The sequence below is a fragment of the Paenibacillus sp. 05T425 genome (assembly GCF_056396205.1).
This window is the reverse complement of record NZ_JBFTLA010000003.1, coordinates 356,940-377,575: the sequence shown is the minus strand read 5'-3', so window position 1 is coordinate 377,575 and position 20,636 is coordinate 356,940. Positions and strand designations below refer to the sequence as shown.

The window sequence follows — 20,636 nt, the reverse complement described above, 5'->3', positions numbered from 1 at the left end:
ACTTTTCCCGCTTGGTTTACATGATTTGTTGCATGCTTGCACTTACCATTTACCAGCGACGCGATCCTTCACCTTGGCGGTCATGAATGCTTCGAAGCCGGCTGCATCCAATTTGCCGAAGTCTTTGAGATAATCGGCCCAGACGGACTCGAACTGACCTTCGGAAGCAAGCACCAACTTAGGAAAGAACTTTTGCTGAAGATCTCCTGCTTTCTGATTGAAAATATCTTCGGGAGATCCTTGCGCCTTCTCGATACTCCAGGCTGGATACCACGGTCTTTCCACGGGTTTCGCGAAGAAACCAGAGAACGTATCGCTTCCATAAGCTTTAAGCAATGCCCGATCGCCGTCTGTATAGTTGACATCCGCTACTTCCGGTTGGCTGAATGGCACATGCGCATTGCCGTCCTCGTACACGGAGTTGTTGCCGTAACGCGGCCATTCATAATCGAAATAAGCCCAGCCGTACTTGCGTTTGAAGTCGTTATCGTTACGGTTCGTCAATTGCTCTTTGCTCATGATGAAACGGCCTTCTTCGTTCACGGAATAGGTGACGCCTTCTTCGCCCCACTGGACAAGCTTCTGGTTCTCGTCCGTAAGTAGGTTATCCCAGTATTGAATGATTCGAGCCGGATCCTTGGCGCTTACGCTGATGCCGAGACCGCGGTTGTTGACGAAGGAAGGTGGGTCCATGTAAGCATCTGTCGTATTCTCGTCGAATACGATCGGAAGCGATACGTAACGCAGATCGTCATTGCCGGCTGCCTTCAGGTTGTTGATCGCATTACCGATCTGCCAGATGTAGCCGCTAAATCCGAGCACACGGCCGGAAGTCAGCTTAGCCATGAATTGGTCGCCGTTAGCCGTGAAGCTCTCTGGATCGAACAAACCTTTTACGTACATGTCATTCAGCTTTTGAAGCCATTTTTTCTCGTAATCGGTTCCCTGGTACACCTTGGCTTCATGCGTCTCCATATCTACCAAAACATTGCCGTCGTTCGGATATCCGGCTAAATGCATAGGTGCATTCGTTATCGTGTAGAATTGACCAGGCTCGCCTGCGAACGTAGCGTAGCCGATCGTATCTTTTCCATCGATGGTCGGATACTTAGCCTGATATTTCTCGATCAGTTCAAAATATTGATCAAGCGTCTTAACTTGCGGGTAGTCGAATTCTTTCAGCACTCTGCGTTGAATCCAGATGCTGCTGCCCGCATCCGGCTCCGTCAAATAACCGCCAATGTTGGCCGTGAAAGGCAGAATGTAAATGTTTCCGTCTTCATTTGTGATCTTGTCCATATAATCGCCATACACGCGCTTGATATTAGGACCATGCTGCTCGATCAGATCATTGAGCGGGATTAACGCATCTGCATCCAAAAGCTTTGCAAGTTCAGCTACCGGAGAGATGACATCCGGATATTCGCCGCCGGCAATCATGACGCCGGCCTTGGTGCTCGGATCGCCCACGACAAACTCCATTTTCCAATCGACGCCTGTTTGTTCTTGAAGGATTTTGCCGATCGTTGTTTCGCTCGCCAGTACGTCGTTATTCGTTCCGAATCCGAAATAAGTAAAGGTGACCGGGTCTTTGCTGACTTCTCCGGTATTTTCGCCGGTCGCGGTGCTGGTGTTCGTGTTGTTCTTGTTGTTTGTTTTCCCTCCTTCGCCATTATTCGACGAGCAACCGGCAAGGAGAACTACTGTGGCCGTTAGCATGGCTAGGCTGGTTTGCAGCCATCTTTTGTTGCGCATTTCCTAACCCCTTTCTACTTTTAATGTGATGTAAGCACTTTCAGTTTAGGATAAAAAATAAACAATTGTTATATAGCAAACCTTAGATCGGTCTTTGAATAGTTGTGAACTTATTTAACGGATCTATAATCTATGTGTAATCGGCAATCGCAGCGTAATCCGTGCTCCTTTATTAAGATCGCTCGAAATTTCGAAGCTGAACGATTCTCCGTAGTATATATTTAGACGAGTAATGACATTTTTCATGCCTATTGAATCGCCTATGTCGGCATCCTCGTGTAAATAGCGGTGAAGTTCATCAATTTTCGCTTGATCGATACCCACCCCGTTATCCGAGATGACAAAGATGATCTGTTCCTGTTCTTTCGCGATCTGAATCGTAATATATCCAATGCCGAGAATATTCTCGATACCGTGAATACTCGCATTTTCCACGAATGGCAAAAATGCCATTTTCGGAATTTCTATATCCATAATAGATTGATCGATCTCGATATGATACTCCAGCTTGCTGTCAAAACGATACTTTTGAATTTCCAGGAAACACTCGATTAGCTCCAATTCCTCGCGGATCGTAACGAAGCTTCGCTTCCATAGAATCGATTTTCGGAAAATTTTCGCCATGTTCTCTATCGTCTTAGCCGTCTGCGATTCGCCTTTCATTAGACTTCGCATCCGAATCGTTTCAAGCGCATTAAATAAAAAATGCGGGTTGATTTGGCTATGAAGCGCGTATAACTGGGCTTGTCTTTGACGCAGCTCCAGTTCTTTCTTCTGGATCTCGGAAACGTACACGTCATTGATCAAGTTTTCGATCCGAGTGCTCATCCGATTGTATTCCACAGCTAGTTCGCCAATTTCATCCCGTTCCCGACTGTAGGGAATCCGTTCAAAGTGTTTGCTTTTGACAGATTTCATTCGCTTCAGAATGGCTTGAATGCGTGTATGGATCGATCGGGAGAATATTAAAATTACGATTGTAGGCACGAGGAAGTTAACCCCAGCAAACCAAAGGATAAATTGCCCCGATTGTCTGACATCATATAAGATTTTCTCTTCGTCAAGAACGCCGTACAGCTTCCAGTCCCCCAGATAACGGTTAGTCTGATATTGCTTGCTAATAACGATTGCCTTTTTCGGCTTAGTGATCCCATCAAGTCCAAGCCCCCGATCAGACGTGATCTGCCCGCTTGGCTGACCGCTTGCCAGACGCCCGTAACGAGCCTGATCTGACGGATCCAGCAAATAAATGTCGCCTTCAAAACCGGATAAATCGAATATTTGCTTTATGTAATTTTCATTCAAGTCGATTTTGATCACATTTTCATATGAATCGTATCGGCGATCCGACAGCCTCTGAATAACGCTGATACCGCCCGATGATACATACAGATGCGGATAAGTATTATTGTATTCTGCGCTTTGGCGATACCAGGTGGTTTCCCGCATTTCATCCTCGAGCTTGATAATATGACTGGAGTTTAGAATCGCCGGGTTGTCGCTCATGATCGTAACCGAGCTGATGGTTTTGTACTCCTTGTCTGCGCGATTGAACAGACTCGATACGCCGTTTAGCGATTCTACATAACGATCGTATGAGGTATGGTCGCTATTCAGAAGATGGCTCAGCTGATTGTCGATCGAATATAGATATGAAATACCTGCAGCATCGTCAATCAGGGCCTTTAATTCGGATTGCAACAAAGCAATCGCTTTTTCCGCATCCGCTGTCTTCTGGTTCTTGATGTTCATGGTTGTCACCTGATAGAACATCACATTGGTCAACACAATCGGAATGAACACGCATATGACATAGATGAGGATCAACTTGCTTCTGAGCTTTAAATGGTGCAATCGAAAATTGAGCACGACGGACCTCCTTATTTTTGATCGATCATCTTATTGCGATAATCTGTCGGCGTCATTTTTTCCAGCTTCTCGAACTGGGTGGCAAAGTAATCCGCGTTTTGAAATCCGACTTGCTCGGCGATTTCGTAGACGCGTTTTTTCGTTTGGCGAAGCAGACGCTTCGCCTCCTCGACGCGGAGTGACAGAAGGTATTCATTAAAATATGAACCGTAATTTTTGCGAAACAGCTGTCCTAGATAGATCGGGTTCATATGGAAGTCGGCAGCAATGCCCTTCAGATAAATATTTTCCCTGAAGTGTCCATCAATATATTTTTTCACTTTTTCAATGCTTCCTTCTCCTTTGTCTCCTCGTTTTTCCGCGATATAAGCTGCAGCTTCCTCTATGAAATTTTTGAAAACATGCTTTAGCTGATTCAGATTACGGTATTTCCTCTGCCAATTAAGCAATTCCTCGAACCATTCTAGATTTTGCTCAGTTCCATCCAGTTGTCGGATAATATTGATTGTGGCAATCATGCTTCGTCTAACGGTATTCGCAACTGCTCCGGGAGCGAAATATCGCTCCTGAAAAGCTATGAAAATCGCATCGATAGCGCTGTTATACCCTTCGACTCGATTGGCTTCAACCTCATAGATCAGCTTACTGTGCAGTTCTTCATCTACATCAAAATAATACAAGGACATGCTTAACAGCTCGTTAGCCATAAATATACCGTTAGAGCCTCCGGCGAAACGATAATTCAAACACTCGTCTGCGCTCGTGCGGGAATGAACGATCAGTTTCAAGTGTTCGACCGCATGACCAATAAACAACGCAATTTTCGTTGAAAGATTATGTTCCAATCTTTGAAGCAGCCTCTTGTAATCAATCCCCTCCATCGACCGCGACGGGGGCACAATAAAGCCGTATTGATTGTAATCGCGAGCATGAATAAGAAGGGGTTGTCTCTCGAGAAGGAAATACTGCTGGAGCTCCGTTTGCAAAGGGATCAAATAGTCGATTTCCCTATGAGGAAGCTCATCTTGGAATTCTACGATGACATAGGTATAGGGGGCGGAGAGAGTAAGCTCAAGCGTATTCGCAATTTGCGCCATTACTTGGTCGTCCGGCTCGTCCTGAACCAAGCTTTCGATTATGATTTCGACAAGCGGCTTTTCCCTTGTCATCGATAGGAGCTGTCTTTGATTCATGATATTCGCTATCTTTTTTAAGGCAGTTGTAAGCTCCGCCTCATCAACCGGCTTCAAAATATAATCGGACACATTGTAACGGAAAGCTTGCTGCGCATACGAGAAATCGGGATACCCGCTTAGAATGACAAATATCGGTTGGTGCTTTCCTTCCGCGGTTACCTGTCGAATCAGCTCCAAACCGTCAATCACTGGCATTCTTATATCAACAATGACGAGATCCGGGGTTAACAGTTGGATCAGCTTCAACGCTTCGAGCCCGTTCTCCGCTTCTCCGCAAATCTCGAATTGCAGCGACGACCAATCGATTAGATTGATTACACCTTTACGCACAAAAATCTCATCATCTACAATCAGTACTTTATGCATGAGCCTTCCTCCTCCGTAAAGTTTACGAAACTACAATTCAAGATTGTAACGTGAATAGCTCAGGACTACAAGCAAGCGTTAGTTGGGCGAATTGGCCATAACTAATAAGAAGAGGCCAACCCGCCAAGTCTGTTAGGACCTGGCAGGTTAGCCTCTATCAGCAGCTCTATGCTGCGAACTAACGTATGCGTAATACGTTGATGGATTGGGCAGGGAACGTTTGGGTAAAGCTGCTGCCATCGAACGAGAACTCGCTTTGAACGGGTACAATCTTCTGCGGCTCCTCGAAGCTATTCTCGTCCTGGGGCAAGTGGCCTGACATTTCATAGCTGACAACATGGCGCATCCTATCCGCCGCTTGCAAATCTTCCAAAGCGATTTCTGCACATACTGCCGCTTCCTGCATATTGACGACTTTGACGATCGTATCTCCAGTAGCATCTTCTGTGCTGGAGGAGTAGTAGAGCGGCTGGATTACGGCAATCTTGTCCTCCGTCTCGTGCATCAGCTCGCCGTTAATGAAGGCGCGAATCTTCCTTCCCGACACTTCAAGCGCAAGCTTGTAGGTGACGTCATTCTCGACGGTGAACAAGCTTTGGGTTAAGCAGGAACCGCGTCCGTTCACGCGGGAGCTGATCATGGAATCTTGATTTTGCCAGCCGCTGATTTCCCAGTATAAGCGGTTAGCGTCATCCGACTGACCGAACGATAGAACGAAGCCTTTCGGGCCATCCGTTCTCACTGCCGTCGCATACAGCGTATAGCTCGACCAATCTACAACGTCCAACCGTTCAAAACGCTTATCCGTACCCGCAAGACGAGCTTCCGCGGTATCCGACAGCTCGGCCGTCCAGCCCTCGAATGTCCGCTCCTCTCCGGTATCATTATTGACGATACGCACATCGGAATATACAACGTTGCTGCCGTCCGTCCCGAGCTCGATTGCGCCTTGAATCGGCTTGATCTCTGTCGAGTCCAGCTTCTCAAAGCCGCTCGCTTCGATGCCGAGCAGCCGGTCGCCTTGATGGTGCATGAACAGCTTCTGCACGTAATAGTTGGCTGTGCCGAACACCTCATGGTTGTTGAACCAAATAAGATCCGGCTTCCAGTTCACATAATCGACATTACAGAGCATTGGCGCATAGCAGGCAAGACCGACCGCATGAGCGTTACGCTCTAATCCGGTCATGAATGCCGCTTCCGCGAGCGCATTGTAATACGAATTGCCCCAAGAGGCGTATTCCCCTAGAAACACCTTCGGGTCATCGGCCTTGAATCCGTCATAACGGTCTACATGGGCTAAGAACCATTCCGGCGATTGATAGTAATGCTCGTCAACAAGATCCGAGCCGTTCTCCCGCGCCGACTGCCAGCCTCGCTCGTATTCCCCGCCGGCGGCGAAAGGACCGCTGGAATTGATCACTTTGATAGTAGGATATTTCGCTTTAATCGCTTGATGGAAGTACGTATATCGCTCGAAGAACGGTTCGCCGACCTCCTCGTTGCCGATGCCGATATACTCGAGTCCGAACGGCTCTGGATGGCCAAGCTCAGCTCGAATTGCTCCCCACTCCGAATCAGCATCGCCATTGGCGAACTCGATCAGATCAAGCGCGTCCTCGATCCATGGAGCAAGCTCGTCTATCGGCACAATCCGCTTATGATGCGGGTCGTACCCGCCCGGCAAGATTGGTATCGCCTTCGCGCCAATATCCTCGCAGAAGAGAAAATACTCGTAATAACCTAAGCCAAGCGTTTGATTGTAGCTCCAGTTGTTCCTCCTCGAAGGGCGCTGCTCGACTGGGCCAATCGTGTTCTTCCAACGGTACATCGAATTGCGGTCATCGGGATTCAACGACCCGTCATGCACGAGGCAGCCGCCCGGGAAGCGCATAAACTTTGGCTTCAGATCGGCTAGAAGCGTTGCAATATCTTCGCGCAGCCCGTTCGTACGTCCTCTGAATGTGTGAACAGGGAACAACGAGACCATATCCACATATAGATTGCCTGTGCCGCCCGTCGTAACCACTAGCCTGCTGCTATAGTCCGTTTCGCCGGCCGTTATCGAAGCCTCGTATCGTTTCCACTCGGACGAATTCACGATAACGGTTGCTTTCCCGTGTGCGATGCCCTCTTTGCTTTCAATGGCAATGACGACTGGCTCGTCCAGACTCGCGTCTCGCCTTGCGTAGAAGGAGAACCGATATTCCCTACCAGCTTGTACCGGAATGCCTGAATTAAAGCCCCTATTCGCGATACCGACACCGTCGCCAGCTTCATGAATCGTAATAACGGCGTAATGCGGATTCCTTCGGTTCATCGGATCCGATTGCTCAATCGATAGCTCCGCCTGCCCGCCGCCTCGCTCTACCTTCTCCCATGCGGTAAGCGCATGGAAATCCCGGTGATCGATCGGATCGAACTCGAAGGAACGGTTGCGCACCAGTTCCGCATACAACCCTCCGTCGGCTGCATGATTCAAATCCTCGAAGAAAATGCCGAACAAATCGCCCAGCTCAGCTCCCTGCTGCTGCGTGTAGATCGTCAGTTTTCCTTGCGGCTTGCTCATTCCGCTTCTCCTCGATCAGCAGATAACCAGTGATCTACATCAACTACCGGCTTGCCTTCGATGAATTCGACTTTGCTAATGCATGTTTCCCGCAAAACGCCAGTCGCCGGGTCAATAAGACGGTGGTAGCACAAGTACCAATCGCCTTTATATTCCGCCATCGAAGCATGGCCTGTGCCGAAGTACGTCTCGGATGGACGGGTTACGCGGTTATCTTGCGGAATCTCGTAAGGACCATAGATATGGTCGGCCGTTGCGTAACAAATTTGGTATCTTGGATCGCGCGTGTCATAGTTGCTCCATGTAAGCAGATACTTTCCGTTAATCTTCTGCATATGCGGTCCTTCGTTGTAGACGCCGCTGTCGAATACTTCAGGATCTTGGCCGCGCTGCTCATAGAACTGGTTCGACACCAGCACCGGTTTCGACTTGAAAGAAACCATATCGTCGCCCAGCGGAACGATCCAGCACTTGCCTTGTCCCCAAAGCAAATAAGGCTGACCGTCGTCGTCGACGAATAGATCGGCGTCGATGCTCTGGCAAGCATACTCATCCTTCGTGAGCAACGGTTTGCCTAGCAGATCCTTAAACGGCCCGAGCGGCGAGTCGGATACGGCAACGCCGATCTGCGCTTCCGCAGAGAAGTACATATAATATTTGTCTTTATATTTGTTGATGCCAGGCGCCCAAGCACTCGTCTTCGCCCATTCGACATCGTTCAGATCAAGCGCCAAGTAAGGACCGTCCCAGTTCACCAAGTCTTTGCTATGGAAAACATGGAATTTCTCATATACCCATCCTGGGCTGTCCCCTGTCGGGTACATATAATAATCGTCGCCATCCCTGAGTAAGAACGGGTCTGCCCACTTGCCTATAATTGTAGGTTGCTGTTGTTTATTCATCCGATTAACCCCCATATGTTTGTAATAATCGATCGTATTCGGACTGCGTAACCGGAATAACCGAGCCGTGGCGCGGCGAAGCCGGCAATGCATAGTGGTCAGGCAACGACCAAATGCCTGAGCTTAAATCCGTCGTTTCCAACGGAATATAACCTCGATCTACATATTCATCAATGAATGCGTACCACTTTTCTTCCGTATTTGACTTGAAAATAATCGGACCTTCGCCCTGACGCAAATGCGGCTGTTCTACGCTTTCATTTATAAGTGCAAAGCTTGGATCGTAGAAGGAGCTTCCCGACTCTTGCATAATGTTATTTCCTTTGCTTATCCGGTACACGCTGCCCTTGTCTTCAATCATCGTTGTGTCGATAACCGAATACCCGTAATCCATATATACTTCCGGCTTGCTGAACGCTATAAAATCTTTGGTCTCGGACACCATCATGCGATGATACCGCCCCTCCGAATTGCCGCCAGCATCACTGCCGTCAAGCATGGAAGCCCAGAACACGTAATACACGTCGGAGCCTTTATCCAGAAAAACTTCCGGTGCCCATGTGCAGCCCGCCCCCTCCGGAGCCAGCTCAACCATCGACTGCTCGGACCAATCTACGAGATTGGAAGACCTCCATACCATGATGGATCGACTGCCCGTGGTCACAGCTCGTCCCCAATCACCGTTGCCGTGAATCCGCAGATCGGTCGCTACCATATAGAACGAATCGCCCTGCGGCGAACGAACGATATACGGATCGCGAACGCCCTTCTCTCCTAGCGTAGATGTAAGGACCGGCCGGCCTCCGTTCAACTCTCTCCACGCAAGAGCGTTATTGCCTTCGCTAAGCGCAAAATAAACCTGTTCCCCGTCTTCGTACCGCTCGCCCTTGAAATAAGCGAACAAATATCCCGCATACTTCTCTGTGTTCGCGCCCATCTGTTTCACTCATCCTCTTAACTGAAATATCATCCATACTTTTCGGCTGGTTCAACTCCTATTTTCTATCTTTATTTCTTCTTCGTAAATGATGTATGATAGGTATTAACTGATATATTGTCCAGTCACGATCGGAGGAATAGGCTTGATTCAAATTAAACGATGCGGTTATAACATCACCCATGAGAATGGATTTACCGTCGATCGGCCCGACGGCTCGGGGGACTTCCTATTCGTGCTGTTCCGCAGCAAGATGGCAGTCGAATTGCAAGGTAAAACCGTTATCACTGAACAAAATAGCTATATTCTTTATGGCCGCAACAGCAAACAATATTACAAAGTAATCGAGCAGCCTATGGTTCATGACTGGTTCCACTTCGATTCCGATGAAATGGACGAGCTGTGCAGGCAGCTTGGGCTGCCGCTCGATGCAATCATAACCGCTCACGACCCTTTTTACATTTCCAGAAAGGTGAACGAGCTTCAAACCGAACACATTCATAACGGCCCTTACAAGCGAGAGATTATGGATGCCACCGTGCGCTGCCTATTAATGAAACTTAGCGAGATGCGTACGCGCATCGACTCCAACCATTACATCAGCAAGCATTATGATCAGTTCATTAATCTTCGGAACGTCATCTACAACTCGCCTTCGGTTTCGTATTCGATCGATGAGCTGGCGACAAGCATGAATATGAGCCGATCGCATTTCCAACAGCTGTACAAGGAAATATTCGGCGTGTCCGTGATGAACGACATCATCCGTAACCGTCTTGAATTCGCGCTGCATTTACTGGAGAACTCCGTCCACGACATCAAGACGATCGCCGAGCTGTGCGGTTACGACAATGAGGTTCACTTTATGAGGCAATTCAAAAAGAGCGTACACTTGACGCCGACCCAGTATCGTCGAAAATACCGTTCGCCAGCCAATTGACGCTCTCCTATTGCAAACTCGGTGTCCGAAGTTTTACTCCGTTCCTCCTTGAACGGGGCCCATTGCGCCAATCGTAAACTTGACGTGCACGGCAATCTCTGCATCCGCAAGCGCGTTCCCCCAGTGTTCCTGCACCTTCTCGTACTGCCTGAAATGATGGGCTCTTGCATAGAGACCAAGGCCGATCGGATCGATCCGGTGGGATTGGAATTTCGCTATCAGCTTCTCGAGCTGTTTTTTGCATTGTTCGTTGATTCTCCTGGCCAGTTCGTCATCGTCGCGACCGATATTGTACGCAAACATTTCCTCCGACAACGTAATAAGCGAAGCAAGCGTAATATCGAAATGAAATTTCCCTTGCTTATAGCCTGATTTCACTTTCACCTTTACTTTCCCCGCGCTGAAGCTGACGATATTCGTATGAAACGGTCCCGTCATCGGTTTATCCGGCATTGGATAAGAAAGGCTTATGCCCGCCTTGGCATCGCCTTTAAGAATATTCAGCAAGATCGACTCTTGCGCGCCAAGAGACTCCATATATTTGCCTCTATGGTTTAACAAGGCGCTTCCGAAAAGAATGACCTTATTGTTCTGCAGCCTTACCTCGCTGATCGAAGGGGTTATTCCCCTTTCGTACATTTGTCGATGCAGCTCCTGCGCGGTTGTATGAACGGTCTCGGAACGAGAGCTGTTCGAGTCTATCATGCCGCGCAGCAAGATCGGCAGCGGGGGCTGGTCCACTTGATTGAACCCGATGATTTCGGACACGGCCCCGTCATACATGACCATCCGATCGGTAACCGTATTCCGGGCATCGCGGTAAATCACATCCATCATTTTGAACCAGTCGTCATGCTGCAGCATTCGTTTGCCCACGATGATTACTTGATAGTTCCGTCCTTGCGCGGCTCCGGTCAGCTGGGCATCCTGTTTGGCGCGGGATTCCCGCAAGGTTAGGGCAGATCCGCCGGTTTCAACGCTTTTTTTCTTAATATTTTTACTGAACACCGGCGACGAGGAATAGAACTTGAAAGTACCGTTTCGATCCAAATCCATGCCTAGCGCGAGTGGCGTCGCCGCATTTTCGAGACTTAGCTGATCGGAGCAGCCAGCGAGCAGAAGACAGACGACGCACGTACCGACGAACCTTCTAAACAGCGTGCTCATTGAACAAGTCTCCCTTTCCATTTCGTATATACCGCCAGAACCAAGAACAAGCATACCGGAAAGGCGTATTCCAGCCAAAAACCGATCTTTCCGATCAAAGCCTCAAAGCTGTTGCTCCAGCCGAAAGTCGGACGGAAAAAATAAATACCGACAACGATAGCCGCGCATACGATTCGCAAATGGCTGCGATTGTCCGGCTTGTTCAGAAGCCATCTTGAGCAAAAGGTCGCCAAGTAAAGAAACGGTATCCAGGATAAGGAGAACACAAGCAAATAATAGGAAATAAACGGAACCTCGATCCTCTCGATGAATTTGAACTCGATCGATTTTAATATCGAAATCGTCGGCTCGTTGTATTTATTGATTTCGTCCGGACTGAAGTAAAGATAACAAATCAACGTAAAGAACATGTAGGCGGCCGTCGTCAACGTATTGGCAAGCAAAATGCCCATGGTCGCCTTCTCCTTATGCTTCAAATACGGGTAAAAGACGAAAACGGCCGTTATGCCGAGCGTCGGGTATATTGTATCCTTGACCGCTTGAAGCACCGGTGCGACTCCATGCTTCAAGATCGGAAACAGGTGCAGTACGTTAGCTTCCTTGAGCGTAAACAAATAAACGAACGGTATCCATAAGGACATCAGCGTCATGAGCTCGGAATATCTGCCGACAATGCGCGGACCGTTGCAGGCAACAAGATAGGTTGGGACAAGAATTAAAGCCATGAGCAAATAGATGGGCGTGTTGCCGAGCAGCCATATTTTTGTAATGAGGACCGACCTTGTCAATGTGTCAACGGCTAAGCTTAGGAAATAAAGCATAAAAAGCAGCGCCAACGTTCTGCCGACCCACTTGCCCATATAATGGGCCGCGAGATCGAATAAAGTGTCTTGCGGCCTTTTTTTCATTATGCCGACGATCGCCAAGCTGACGATCAGGCTGATCGCCCATCCGATCAAGATGGATATCCACCCGTCCGTTCCGGCCGTATCGGATAAATTAGACGGAATCGAAAGCACGGGCAAGCTTACTTGCAGGCCGGAGATAAGACATATAAACTGCATCGTCGTTATTTCGTTGCCCGTTGTCTTAATCATGGCTTGTCCCCTTTATTTATACGGCTGTCCGCTTGTCTGCGCTCTTGCTTAGGGGAGGTGCTTTTGGGCCGTTTGTCCATAAACCACAGCGGTACGCGAATGACTGTATCCTTCCAATCCGCGAAGCGGACGGGAGCAAACGGATGACCGTAAGGCACGCCTAGCGATTGCAGCGAAATCAAGTGCGCCACCATCGTCATCAGACCGACTATAAGCCCTACGAATCCGAACATGGAAGCGAGGATCATCATCATGAAGCGGATAAGACGGACGGCCGCTACCATATCGTAGTTCGGCAAAATAAACGAGGAAATGGCGGTGAAAGCGACGACGATGACCATGATATTGCTAATCAAGCCCGCCTGCACGACCGCTTGCCCGATGACGATGCCCCCGACGATGCCTACCGTTTGTCCGACGGGAGCAGGCAGGCGCACGCCCGCCTCCCTCAGCATTTCCAGCGTAATTTCCATAATGGCCGCTTCCATGAACGGCGTAAACGGCACCTGTCCACGCGATTGTCCCAAAGTTAGCAGCAGCTTCAGCGGAATAATCTCGAAATGGTAGGAGATAACCGCGATATAGAAGGCAGGCAGAAACGCCGCAACAAAGAAAGCAAACAAACGCAGCCAACGAATGAAGGTCGAGATCGGCCATCTTGTGCTATAATCGTCAACGCTTTGAAAAAAAGACATGAACGTGACCGGTGCGACGAGCACGCTTGGCGATCGGTCGACGATCACGATGCATCTCCCTTGCAATATTTGCGATGCGGCCGCGTCAGGACGTTCGGTCGCGATGAATTGCGGGAACAACGAGCGCGGATTATCCTCGATAAAATCGGACAATTCTCCCGTATTGATGATCACATCCGTTTTAATGGCTTGGATTCGTTTCTCAAGATCGGCCAGAAAATCGGCGTTCACCACGTCTTCCAAATAAACGATCGATATAGGCGTCTGACCTCGCTTCCCTACGAGCAGCCGTTTAATTTTCAGTTCGCGGTTCGGGATGTAGCGGCGCAGCAGGGCAATGTTCTGACCGCCAGTTTCAACGAAGCCTTGATGCGCGCCTTTCAGCGACGATTCCAACTGCGGATCTTCGATGGCCCGTTGCGGCCAGCCTTTCGTATCCATGGCAAACGCTTCGGTTCTTCCTTCAACGAACAAAAGACTGCTGCCTTGCAGCAATTTCTTCTCAATCTCCGACCAGCTAACGACCGGATCGATATAGCCCACCGTCGTAATCAACTCGCCTCCCGGCGTGCCGCACCCTTCATGCAACTGCAGCGGGAGCAGCACGTCATGGTTAATCGAGTTTTTGTCGGTAAGCCCTTCGAAGTAAACGAGAATGGCCTTCTCGTTCGTCTGTTTAATGCGAAAATGGCGTAAAATTAGATCCGGTGTATCGGAGAAAATGCCGGACAACCGCTCGGCGTGCTGCTTGATATCCGTCCCTAGCCGGTCGTCCTCGCTTCCCTCCGTCCTATTCATTCCTTGATCCGACATCCGACGCACCTCCCGCTCGCATCCAATGGATTTTATACCCGTACAAAGATCGTGCATATTTTTTCCATTATTTACGAGGATCATGCATGGCATTGATTATTGCAAGCAAAAACAAAGCGACCGCCTCCCATTCGAACATGGAGAAGCGATCGCTATATGAATAACTGCAGTACTATCGACCCTTGCGCCGAATCAGCCGATTAATGGCTTGATAGTTGATTCAAGAAACGCCAAAGACAGGAAATGCCCAAAAACGCTGCAGCTTGTCCGGGTTACGGACTACATGCAGTTTTTGCGCCTTACCCCCCTCGACATGAATCATCGCAACGGTATGAACCCCCTCTGCCGAACCAAATATAAGAGCTGGCACTCCGTTGACCTGAACGATTTCGATTATTGCAATGCCCTTGACCATCGAAGCATGACGCAGCGGACCTAGCAGAAGCTGCGCGACCAGCTCGCGTGTTTCGACCGGCACATATGAGGCACTTACTTTGCCGCCTCCGTCGGAGACAAGTACGACGTCCTGAGCCAGCATTGACTTGATCTGATTCAGATCGCCTTTTTTGAGCGCTCCCATGAAATTTGCGACCCATTTATGACTGGTTTCTTCGGAATGGATCGGTTCATCCGGCGCAATTCCCATTTTCGTTCTCGCGCGGCTAAGCAGCTTGCGGCAATTCTGTTCGCTTTTATCGATTAGCTCGCCTACTTCATGATACTCGAAGCCGAGTGCTTCGCGCAGGACGAAGACCGCCCGTTCCGACGGGGATAGCCGCTCGAGAAGCACAAGCATCGCATAGGACAACAAATCGTCTTTCACAACCTGTTCGATGGATTGCTCGTCCCCCGAACTCAGGAACGGTTCCGGCAGCCATTCTCCATAATAGATCTCGCGCTTTTTCATTGCTGATTTTTGCAAATCCTTGCAACGATTCGTGACCATCTTGCACAAATAGGCTTTAGGGTACTCCACCTGTTCCGGCGGCACATCGTATATTTTCAGAAAAACGTCCTGCAGCACATCCTCCGCGTCAGACGCTGATCCCGTTAGCTGATAAGCAAGCTTAAACAAAAGTCCTTTATATTTTCCGTACCACTGCTCCATTCTTCCGCCTCCGTATCATCCATTCTTTCAAGCCTTAGACAAAACGAGGACCCGTTTTGTGACATTTAACGATTCTGCATTTTTTCGTAAAGCCGGGTCGAATATTGTCACGGTACGGAATAGAGCGTCGTCTTATTTATGCAGCGGTTAAAAATGAGGAGGATTTGTATGAAAATCGTAGTTATAGGAGGCACTGGCCTTATCGGATCTAAACTTGTAAGCCAGCTTACAGAGATCGGCCACGAGGTGGTCGCGGCATCGCCTTCGAAAGGCATTAATGCGGTTACCGGCGAAGGACTTGCCGAAGCGCTTAGCGGCGCCCAGGTTGTCGTGGACGTCGCGAACTCCCCGTCGTTCGAGGACGATGCGGTTTTGGCATTTTTCGAAAAGTCGACCCAAAACCTGTTGGCGGCCGAAGCGGAAGCGGGAGTAAGTCATCATGTGGCTTTGTCCGTGGTCGGTACGGAAAAGCTACTCGATAGCGGTTATTTCCGTGCGAAGATGGCTCAGGAAAATTTAATCAAGGCTTCTTCGATTCCTTATACGATCGTCAGAGCAACGCAGTTTTTCGAGTTTATCAACAGCATTGCTTACGTGGCTACCGAAGGAAATACGGTCACTTTGCCTAATGCCTTCGTACAGCCAATCGTATCCGACGACGTCGCCGCGGCATTGGTCGACTTTGCGCTCGAAACGCCGGTCATAGGCATGGTTGAGCTCGCCGGTCCGGAACGCATGCGTATCGACGAGCTGGTCGGACGTTACTTGCGGGCAGAGAAAGACGAGCGCCAAGTTGTGGCCGACGATAACGCGCTTTACTTCGGCACAAAGCTGAACGACTGCTCGCTCGTTCCTAGCGGCAACGCGCGTTTGACGACAACAACGCTCGAAGCTTGGCTTAGCCGTACGATCGTTCCATTGTAATTAGACAAGCTTCAAAAAAAGGGGGCAGTATCCCGCAGAAACCGGGAGACTGCCCCAAAACGCGTTGTCGCGCTTTCAAGATCAAGCATTTTTGTTGCTATTGTTAACCATCCTCGAATCCCCCAGTCCAAGAAGATTCCCTCAACGCTTTGATATCCTGCAAGGGAGGCAGGCCAAACAGCCTCCGGTACTCCCGATTGAATTGGGACGGACTTTCATAGCCTACTGCGGATCCGGCCATTGTCGCTCCGACGGATCCACTTAGCATCAGGCGTCTGGCTTCCTGCAGACGCAGCTGCTTCTGGTACTGCAATGGCCCCATCGTCGTGATCGCTTTGAATTTATGATGCAACCCGGAGACGCTCATATTGCACATTAACGCGAGCTCTTCCACGGTAAATGGACGTTCTACATTTTGTCTGATCCATTGGATCGCCTTTCCGACGCCATCCGCATTATGATCGAAGATCGTCTTTTGGAAAAACATATGCCCGAAATCGCCTGACAGCAAGGTGTATATCATTTCTTTCTTGATCAACTCGGACAGAAACCGAATGTCTTTAGGCTTGTCGATCAAATTCAGCAACCGTAAAAAGATGTCCAGCAACCCGGCATCCGACTTGCCGATAAAAGCTCCGGCTCCGGGACCACTCCATTTCGACTCCGTGACAATTTCCGCCTCCATCGCCACGGATGCGATTTCTTGCGCCGTAAAATCGATTCGCAGCCCCATGTAGGGCGAATCCTTCGTAGCGCCTATGACTTGAGCGGAAGCCGGCATATCGATCAGCGATGCCAAATAATCTCCCGCCGAGTAGCGAAACATATCTTGTCCAAGATACAGCTTCTTCTGCCCTTGAAGGATCAGACAAAAAGAAGGAGTCAATATGCCCGGATTTCGAACCGTTTCACGACTATGTTTGACGATGGAAAGAAAGGAAACGACGGTGGGTGTCCGGCCATCCGCGATCGCGATCCGATCCGCCGCAGCAATGAGTCGTTCCAACTGATTTCCTTGTATTTCAACGGTTTTCCCTCGTTCATTACGATCTTCCATTGTGTGATGCAGCATATGATCCATCCCCCCGTCCTTCACTGAAATTATAGGATCAACGACATGCATTGTAAAGTGAAGCTTGACGACAAGTTTTTATAAGAATGCAGCTTTAGGCAATTTCACGACAGGAACGGTCTACTTCCTCCCGGCGATCCCGCCTATACTGTTTCCTAGAAAGATAAAATTTACTTAGGGAAGGAACTTGCTTAATGAATCAATCCAAATGGATCATTTTAACCATTATCATTACCTGTCAGCTTATCGTCGTACTCGATGCTTCCATTATGGTAACGGCCATACCGGAAATCGGCCGGTCGCTCCGCATGTCGACGACCAGCCTGACTTGGGTCCAGAATAGCTATATTTTGGCGTTTGGCGGCTTCCTGCTGCTTGGTGCCCGGGCTGGGGATCTTTTGGGGCGCAGAAGAATGCTTGTCGCGGGCATTGGCTTGTTTTCGCTTACCTCGCTGCTGGCAGGTTTGGCGCCGACAGCCGAATTTTTGCTTATCTCCCGTGCATGCCAAGGTTTCGCGGCTGCGTTGGCCACGCCTGCCGCTCTTGCCTTGCTGTCGGCCAGCTTCGTAGAGGCGAAGGAACGTTCGAGAGCGATCGCGATGTACAGCGCGGTATCGGCTGCCGGCGGCAGTGTCGGCCTCATCCTCGGTGGATTTTTTACCGATTTCATTTCTTGGCGCGTAGGGATGTTTATTAATGTACCCATTGGATTGGCATTGGTGTATCTGGTACAGAAGTTTATTCAAAAAACAGATTCGAGAGCCGGTCGTTTCGATCTTTGGGGAGCGTTGACGTCCGTAATCGGCATGACTTCGTTGGTTTACGGCTTAGTTCAAGCTGCCGATCATGGCTGGAGTGGGCTCGAAACGTGGACTTGGCTTGCAGCAGGGATTGTTTTTTTGACTGCATTCGTTCTAGTCGAAGCCAAAGCAGCAGAGCCGATCGTCCCGCTCAGGTTGTTCGCGAACCGTCAGCGGTCCGGTGCTTATCTTGGAAGGTTCTTGGTCGTGTGCGGCAATTTTTCGCTCTTTTTCTTTATCCCGCAATATTTGCAAAACGTCCTCGGCTTCAGCTCGTTCGAAGCAGGCTTAGCTTTCCTGCCGTTTACGGGAGCCCAATTCGGGATGATGTACCTGATACCTGGGTTGGTGCAACGTTTCGGGAATCGAAATGTGTTGACGGCCGGCATGCTATTGGTCATCATTGGCACGCTATGGACGAGCCAAATCGTCTCGTTGCAAGCTCATTTCTTTCCGCTGATGTTCATTCTATTGGCCGTAATGGGCATAGGCTCCGGCATGGTATTCCAACCGCTCACCTTTATGGGCCTCTCGGATGTCGAACCTAAAGATAGCGGTGCAGCTTCGGGTTTGATCAACGTCGCGCATCAAAGCGGTTCCTCGTTTGGTTTGGCTGTGCTCATAACCGTATTTAACGCAGCGGGCTATGCGGATCAGCCATCGAAGCTGCAATTCGCCCACGCCGTATCGCACTCCATATCGGGATCGGCAGCCTTTGTCGCAGCGGCCCTTATCACGTCGCTGATTTGCTTTCTGCCGGCACGCAACAGGTTTCAACGACACGTCCGCTCTGAATAAGAGCAGACCATTCGGATTGGAAATAGACAGCTCACCTCGCATGCGGCAGATCGGATATGTGCACTTCCCAACAGTTGCTTCTGTGTTCATAATAAAGAGAACGACAAGCAAGAACGATTGCGAATACAGACTATTGGTATAAGGAGTCCAAAATATGCTGCGAGTCCTTCGATCAAATGAGACGCCGGTAGTGGGAAGAGATCCTTTCAAGCTGCGCATGATTCGTCCCGGCCGAATCTTTCAGAAAAAGGGAGTTGATCTGGCATTCGGTCCTCTGGGCCGTATCGATCACGCTTTTCTTGACACAGGAACGGTCGTTGGCATGCATGAGCACCGCAATGATGAGATATTCAGTTACATGTGGCATGGGACAATGGTTCATGAAGATTCATCGAATATCAAAACAGCTAACTCACCTATGAAGCTCATGATGATGAACGCAGGCAGCAGTTTCTTTCATCAAGAATCGGTGCCCAGCGGACAGGTAGAAATGCTTCAAATTTTCATCCGCCCCGAGAAAAAAGATTTAACCCCGGGCATCCAATTCTATGACCGTCCCGAGTCATTTGCTAATGGCGAATGGAACCTATTAGCCGGACCCCAGGAGTTAAATGCGCCGCTAACGATTCGACAACGAGTGGCCGTTTATGACATACATGCGAAGGCTGGCCGGGAAATCAACATTCCTTCTGTACCAGGAATGACGGCTTGGGTGTATGTAATGGACGGAAACGTGACCGTAGATGAAGCTGAACTATTTAAGGGCGACGCGATCTCCGACTCGAAAGCAGCGCTGCCAACTTTTCGATCGACTACCGATACGACACTGGTAGCTTTTTTGGTCGATGTGGACGCACCGGCTACCTTGTCGGGATGGTTTAGCGGTTTAGGCGAGGGTTACGAATAATTATGAATATAAATTAGGAGTACGATAAAAATGGACAACATGGTTAACTGGAAAAATGGCGTGCATTGGCATAAATTTATAGCTTCTTTTAGCGGTGGCAAGGATAGCATGCTGGCTCTGTATAAATCTATGAAAGTTGGAGAACCGCTCGGACTCATCGTCATGCTGGAGGAAGAAGGAAAACGCTCCAGATCCCACGGCATGCCTCCCGAGCTTATCCGCGCCCAAGCTGAATCTATCGGCTTGCCCGTATATACGGCGGCTGCAAGTTGGGATGACTATGAATCCGTGTTTATAGGCCTATTGGAACAAGCAAAGCATCAAGGCGCAGAAGTGTTAGTAACAGGGGACTTGGATATGCCTGTTGATGGCTGTTGGCATGACAAGGTTACTCGAAATGCCGGTTTAAAGCTTGCAATGCCGCTATGGGAGATGGACCATTATGAAGCTGTCACCGAGTTTGTAAATCTAGGATTCGTTTCCATCCTAGTCACTGTAAATTTATCGTTAGGGATGCGGGAGGAAGATTTGGGGCAAACGCTCACTCACGAATACATAAAAGAACTGCAAGCTCGAGGGATTGACCCGTGTGGAGAAGGCGGAGAGTTTCATACGACCGTAATTGACGGCCCGCTCTTTAAACAGCCTATTTCTGTTCAAAGAGGCAGCATTGTTAAGCACGGGGATTATGCCTTTTTGCCTTTGGAGCTGTTATGATTCA

Annotated in this window: 16 protein-coding genes; 5 read left to right on the top strand and 11 right to left on the bottom strand. The window is 49.3% G+C overall.

Translation table 11 applies throughout. From position 1 onward, the window contains the following. Positions 1-42 precede the first annotated feature (42 nt). The 6 genes from AC1DF0_RS08375 to AC1DF0_RS08350 all read right to left on the bottom strand — a co-directional run bounded on the left by AC1DF0_RS08375 (position 43) and on the right by AC1DF0_RS08350 (position 9,594). Entirely contained in the window at positions 43-1,755 is a 1,713-nt protein-coding gene (locus AC1DF0_RS08375; RefSeq protein ID WP_442053444.1) for an ABC transporter substrate-binding protein, read from the bottom strand. A 123-nt stretch (positions 1,756-1,878) separates the two neighbouring features. Further along, on the bottom strand, positions 1,879-3,624 hold the full coding sequence (locus AC1DF0_RS08370) for a sensor histidine kinase (protein WP_442049145.1): 1,746 nt from the start codon (positions 3,622-3,624) through the stop codon (positions 1,879-1,881). Between the two features lie 11 nt (positions 3,625-3,635). After that, positions 3,636-5,186: a response regulator gene (locus AC1DF0_RS08365; protein WP_477573641.1), complete on the bottom strand. Its 1,551-nt coding sequence runs from the start codon at positions 5,184-5,186 to the stop codon at positions 3,636-3,638. Between the two features lie 178 nt (positions 5,187-5,364). Next, positions 5,365-7,755, bottom strand: coding sequence for an alpha-L-arabinofuranosidase C-terminal domain-containing protein (locus AC1DF0_RS08360; RefSeq protein WP_477573640.1), 2,391 nt, complete (start codon positions 7,753-7,755; stop codon positions 5,365-5,367). Further along, complete coding sequence (locus AC1DF0_RS08355; RefSeq protein WP_477573639.1) at positions 7,752-8,657, bottom strand: family 43 glycosylhydrolase; 906 nt, start codon at positions 8,655-8,657, stop codon at positions 7,752-7,754. Before AC1DF0_RS08355 ends, AC1DF0_RS08360 begins: the two co-directional genes overlap by 4 nt. A 4-nt stretch (positions 8,658-8,661) precedes the next feature. Then, complete coding sequence (locus tag AC1DF0_RS08350; protein ID WP_477573638.1) at positions 8,662-9,594, bottom strand: glycoside hydrolase family 43 protein; 933 nt, start codon at positions 9,592-9,594, stop codon at positions 8,662-8,664. Positions 9,595-9,739: 145 nt separating this feature from the next. Here AC1DF0_RS08350 and AC1DF0_RS08345 point away from each other — a divergent pair, with 145 nt between their 5' ends. Then, positions 9,740-10,534, top strand: coding sequence for an AraC family transcriptional regulator (locus AC1DF0_RS08345; protein ID WP_442049150.1), 795 nt, complete (start codon positions 9,740-9,742; stop codon positions 10,532-10,534). A gap of 33 nt (positions 10,535-10,567) precedes the next feature. On the opposite strand, the gene AC1DF0_RS08340 is transcribed toward AC1DF0_RS08345, so the two are convergent. From AC1DF0_RS08340 to sigJ, 4 genes are all read right to left on the bottom strand, one after another. Further along, entirely contained in the window at positions 10,568-11,701 is a 1,134-nt protein-coding gene (locus tag AC1DF0_RS08340; protein WP_442049151.1) for a Ger(x)C family spore germination protein, read from the bottom strand. Next, entirely contained in the window at positions 11,698-12,798 is a 1,101-nt protein-coding gene (locus tag AC1DF0_RS08335) for a GerAB/ArcD/ProY family transporter (RefSeq protein ID WP_477573637.1), read from the bottom strand. The genes AC1DF0_RS08340 and AC1DF0_RS08335 overlap by 4 nt, the downstream gene beginning before the upstream one ends. Beyond that, the gene (locus AC1DF0_RS08330; protein ID WP_442049153.1) at positions 12,795-14,306 is read right to left on the bottom strand and encodes a spore germination protein; all 1,512 of its coding nucleotides are present in this window, start codon (positions 14,304-14,306) and stop codon (positions 12,795-12,797) included. Before AC1DF0_RS08330 ends, AC1DF0_RS08335 begins: the two co-directional genes overlap by 4 nt. 220 nt (positions 14,307-14,526) lie before the next feature. Next, a complete protein-coding gene (sigJ, locus tag AC1DF0_RS08325; protein WP_477573636.1) occupies positions 14,527-15,414 on the bottom strand; it encodes an RNA polymerase sigma factor SigJ in 888 nt (295 codons plus the stop codon). A 168-nt stretch (positions 15,415-15,582) separates the two neighbouring features. On the opposite strand from sigJ, the gene AC1DF0_RS08320 reads away from it, so the two are divergent. Then, positions 15,583-16,338 carry an SDR family oxidoreductase gene (locus AC1DF0_RS08320; protein WP_477573635.1) on the top strand — a complete coding sequence of 252 codons (756 nt, stop codon included), beginning with the start codon at positions 15,583-15,585 and terminating at the stop codon, positions 16,336-16,338. A 103-nt stretch (positions 16,339-16,441) separates the two neighbouring features. Here AC1DF0_RS08320 and AC1DF0_RS08315 read toward each other — a convergent pair whose 3' ends face one another. Beyond that, positions 16,442-17,410: an AraC family transcriptional regulator gene (locus AC1DF0_RS08315; RefSeq protein ID WP_477573634.1), complete on the bottom strand. Its 969-nt coding sequence runs from the start codon at positions 17,408-17,410 to the stop codon at positions 16,442-16,444. A gap of 194 nt (positions 17,411-17,604) precedes the next feature. Between AC1DF0_RS08315 and AC1DF0_RS08310 the strand changes: the two genes are divergently transcribed. The 3 genes from AC1DF0_RS08310 to AC1DF0_RS08300 all read left to right on the top strand — a co-directional run bounded on the left by AC1DF0_RS08310 (position 17,605) and on the right by AC1DF0_RS08300 (position 20,632). Next, positions 17,605-19,008 carry an MFS transporter gene (locus AC1DF0_RS08310; protein ID WP_477573633.1) on the top strand — a complete coding sequence of 468 codons (1,404 nt, stop codon included), beginning with the start codon at positions 17,605-17,607 and terminating at the stop codon, positions 19,006-19,008. 154 nt (positions 19,009-19,162) lie between these two features. Further along, positions 19,163-19,915 (top strand): pirin family protein, encoded by a 753-nt coding sequence (locus AC1DF0_RS08305; RefSeq protein ID WP_477573632.1) that lies wholly within the window; start codon positions 19,163-19,165, stop codon positions 19,913-19,915. Between the two features lie 30 nt (positions 19,916-19,945). After that, positions 19,946-20,632: a Dph6-related ATP pyrophosphatase gene (locus tag AC1DF0_RS08300; RefSeq protein WP_477573631.1), complete on the top strand. Its 687-nt coding sequence runs from the start codon at positions 19,946-19,948 to the stop codon at positions 20,630-20,632. The last annotated feature ends 4 nt before the right edge of the window (positions 20,633-20,636 follow it).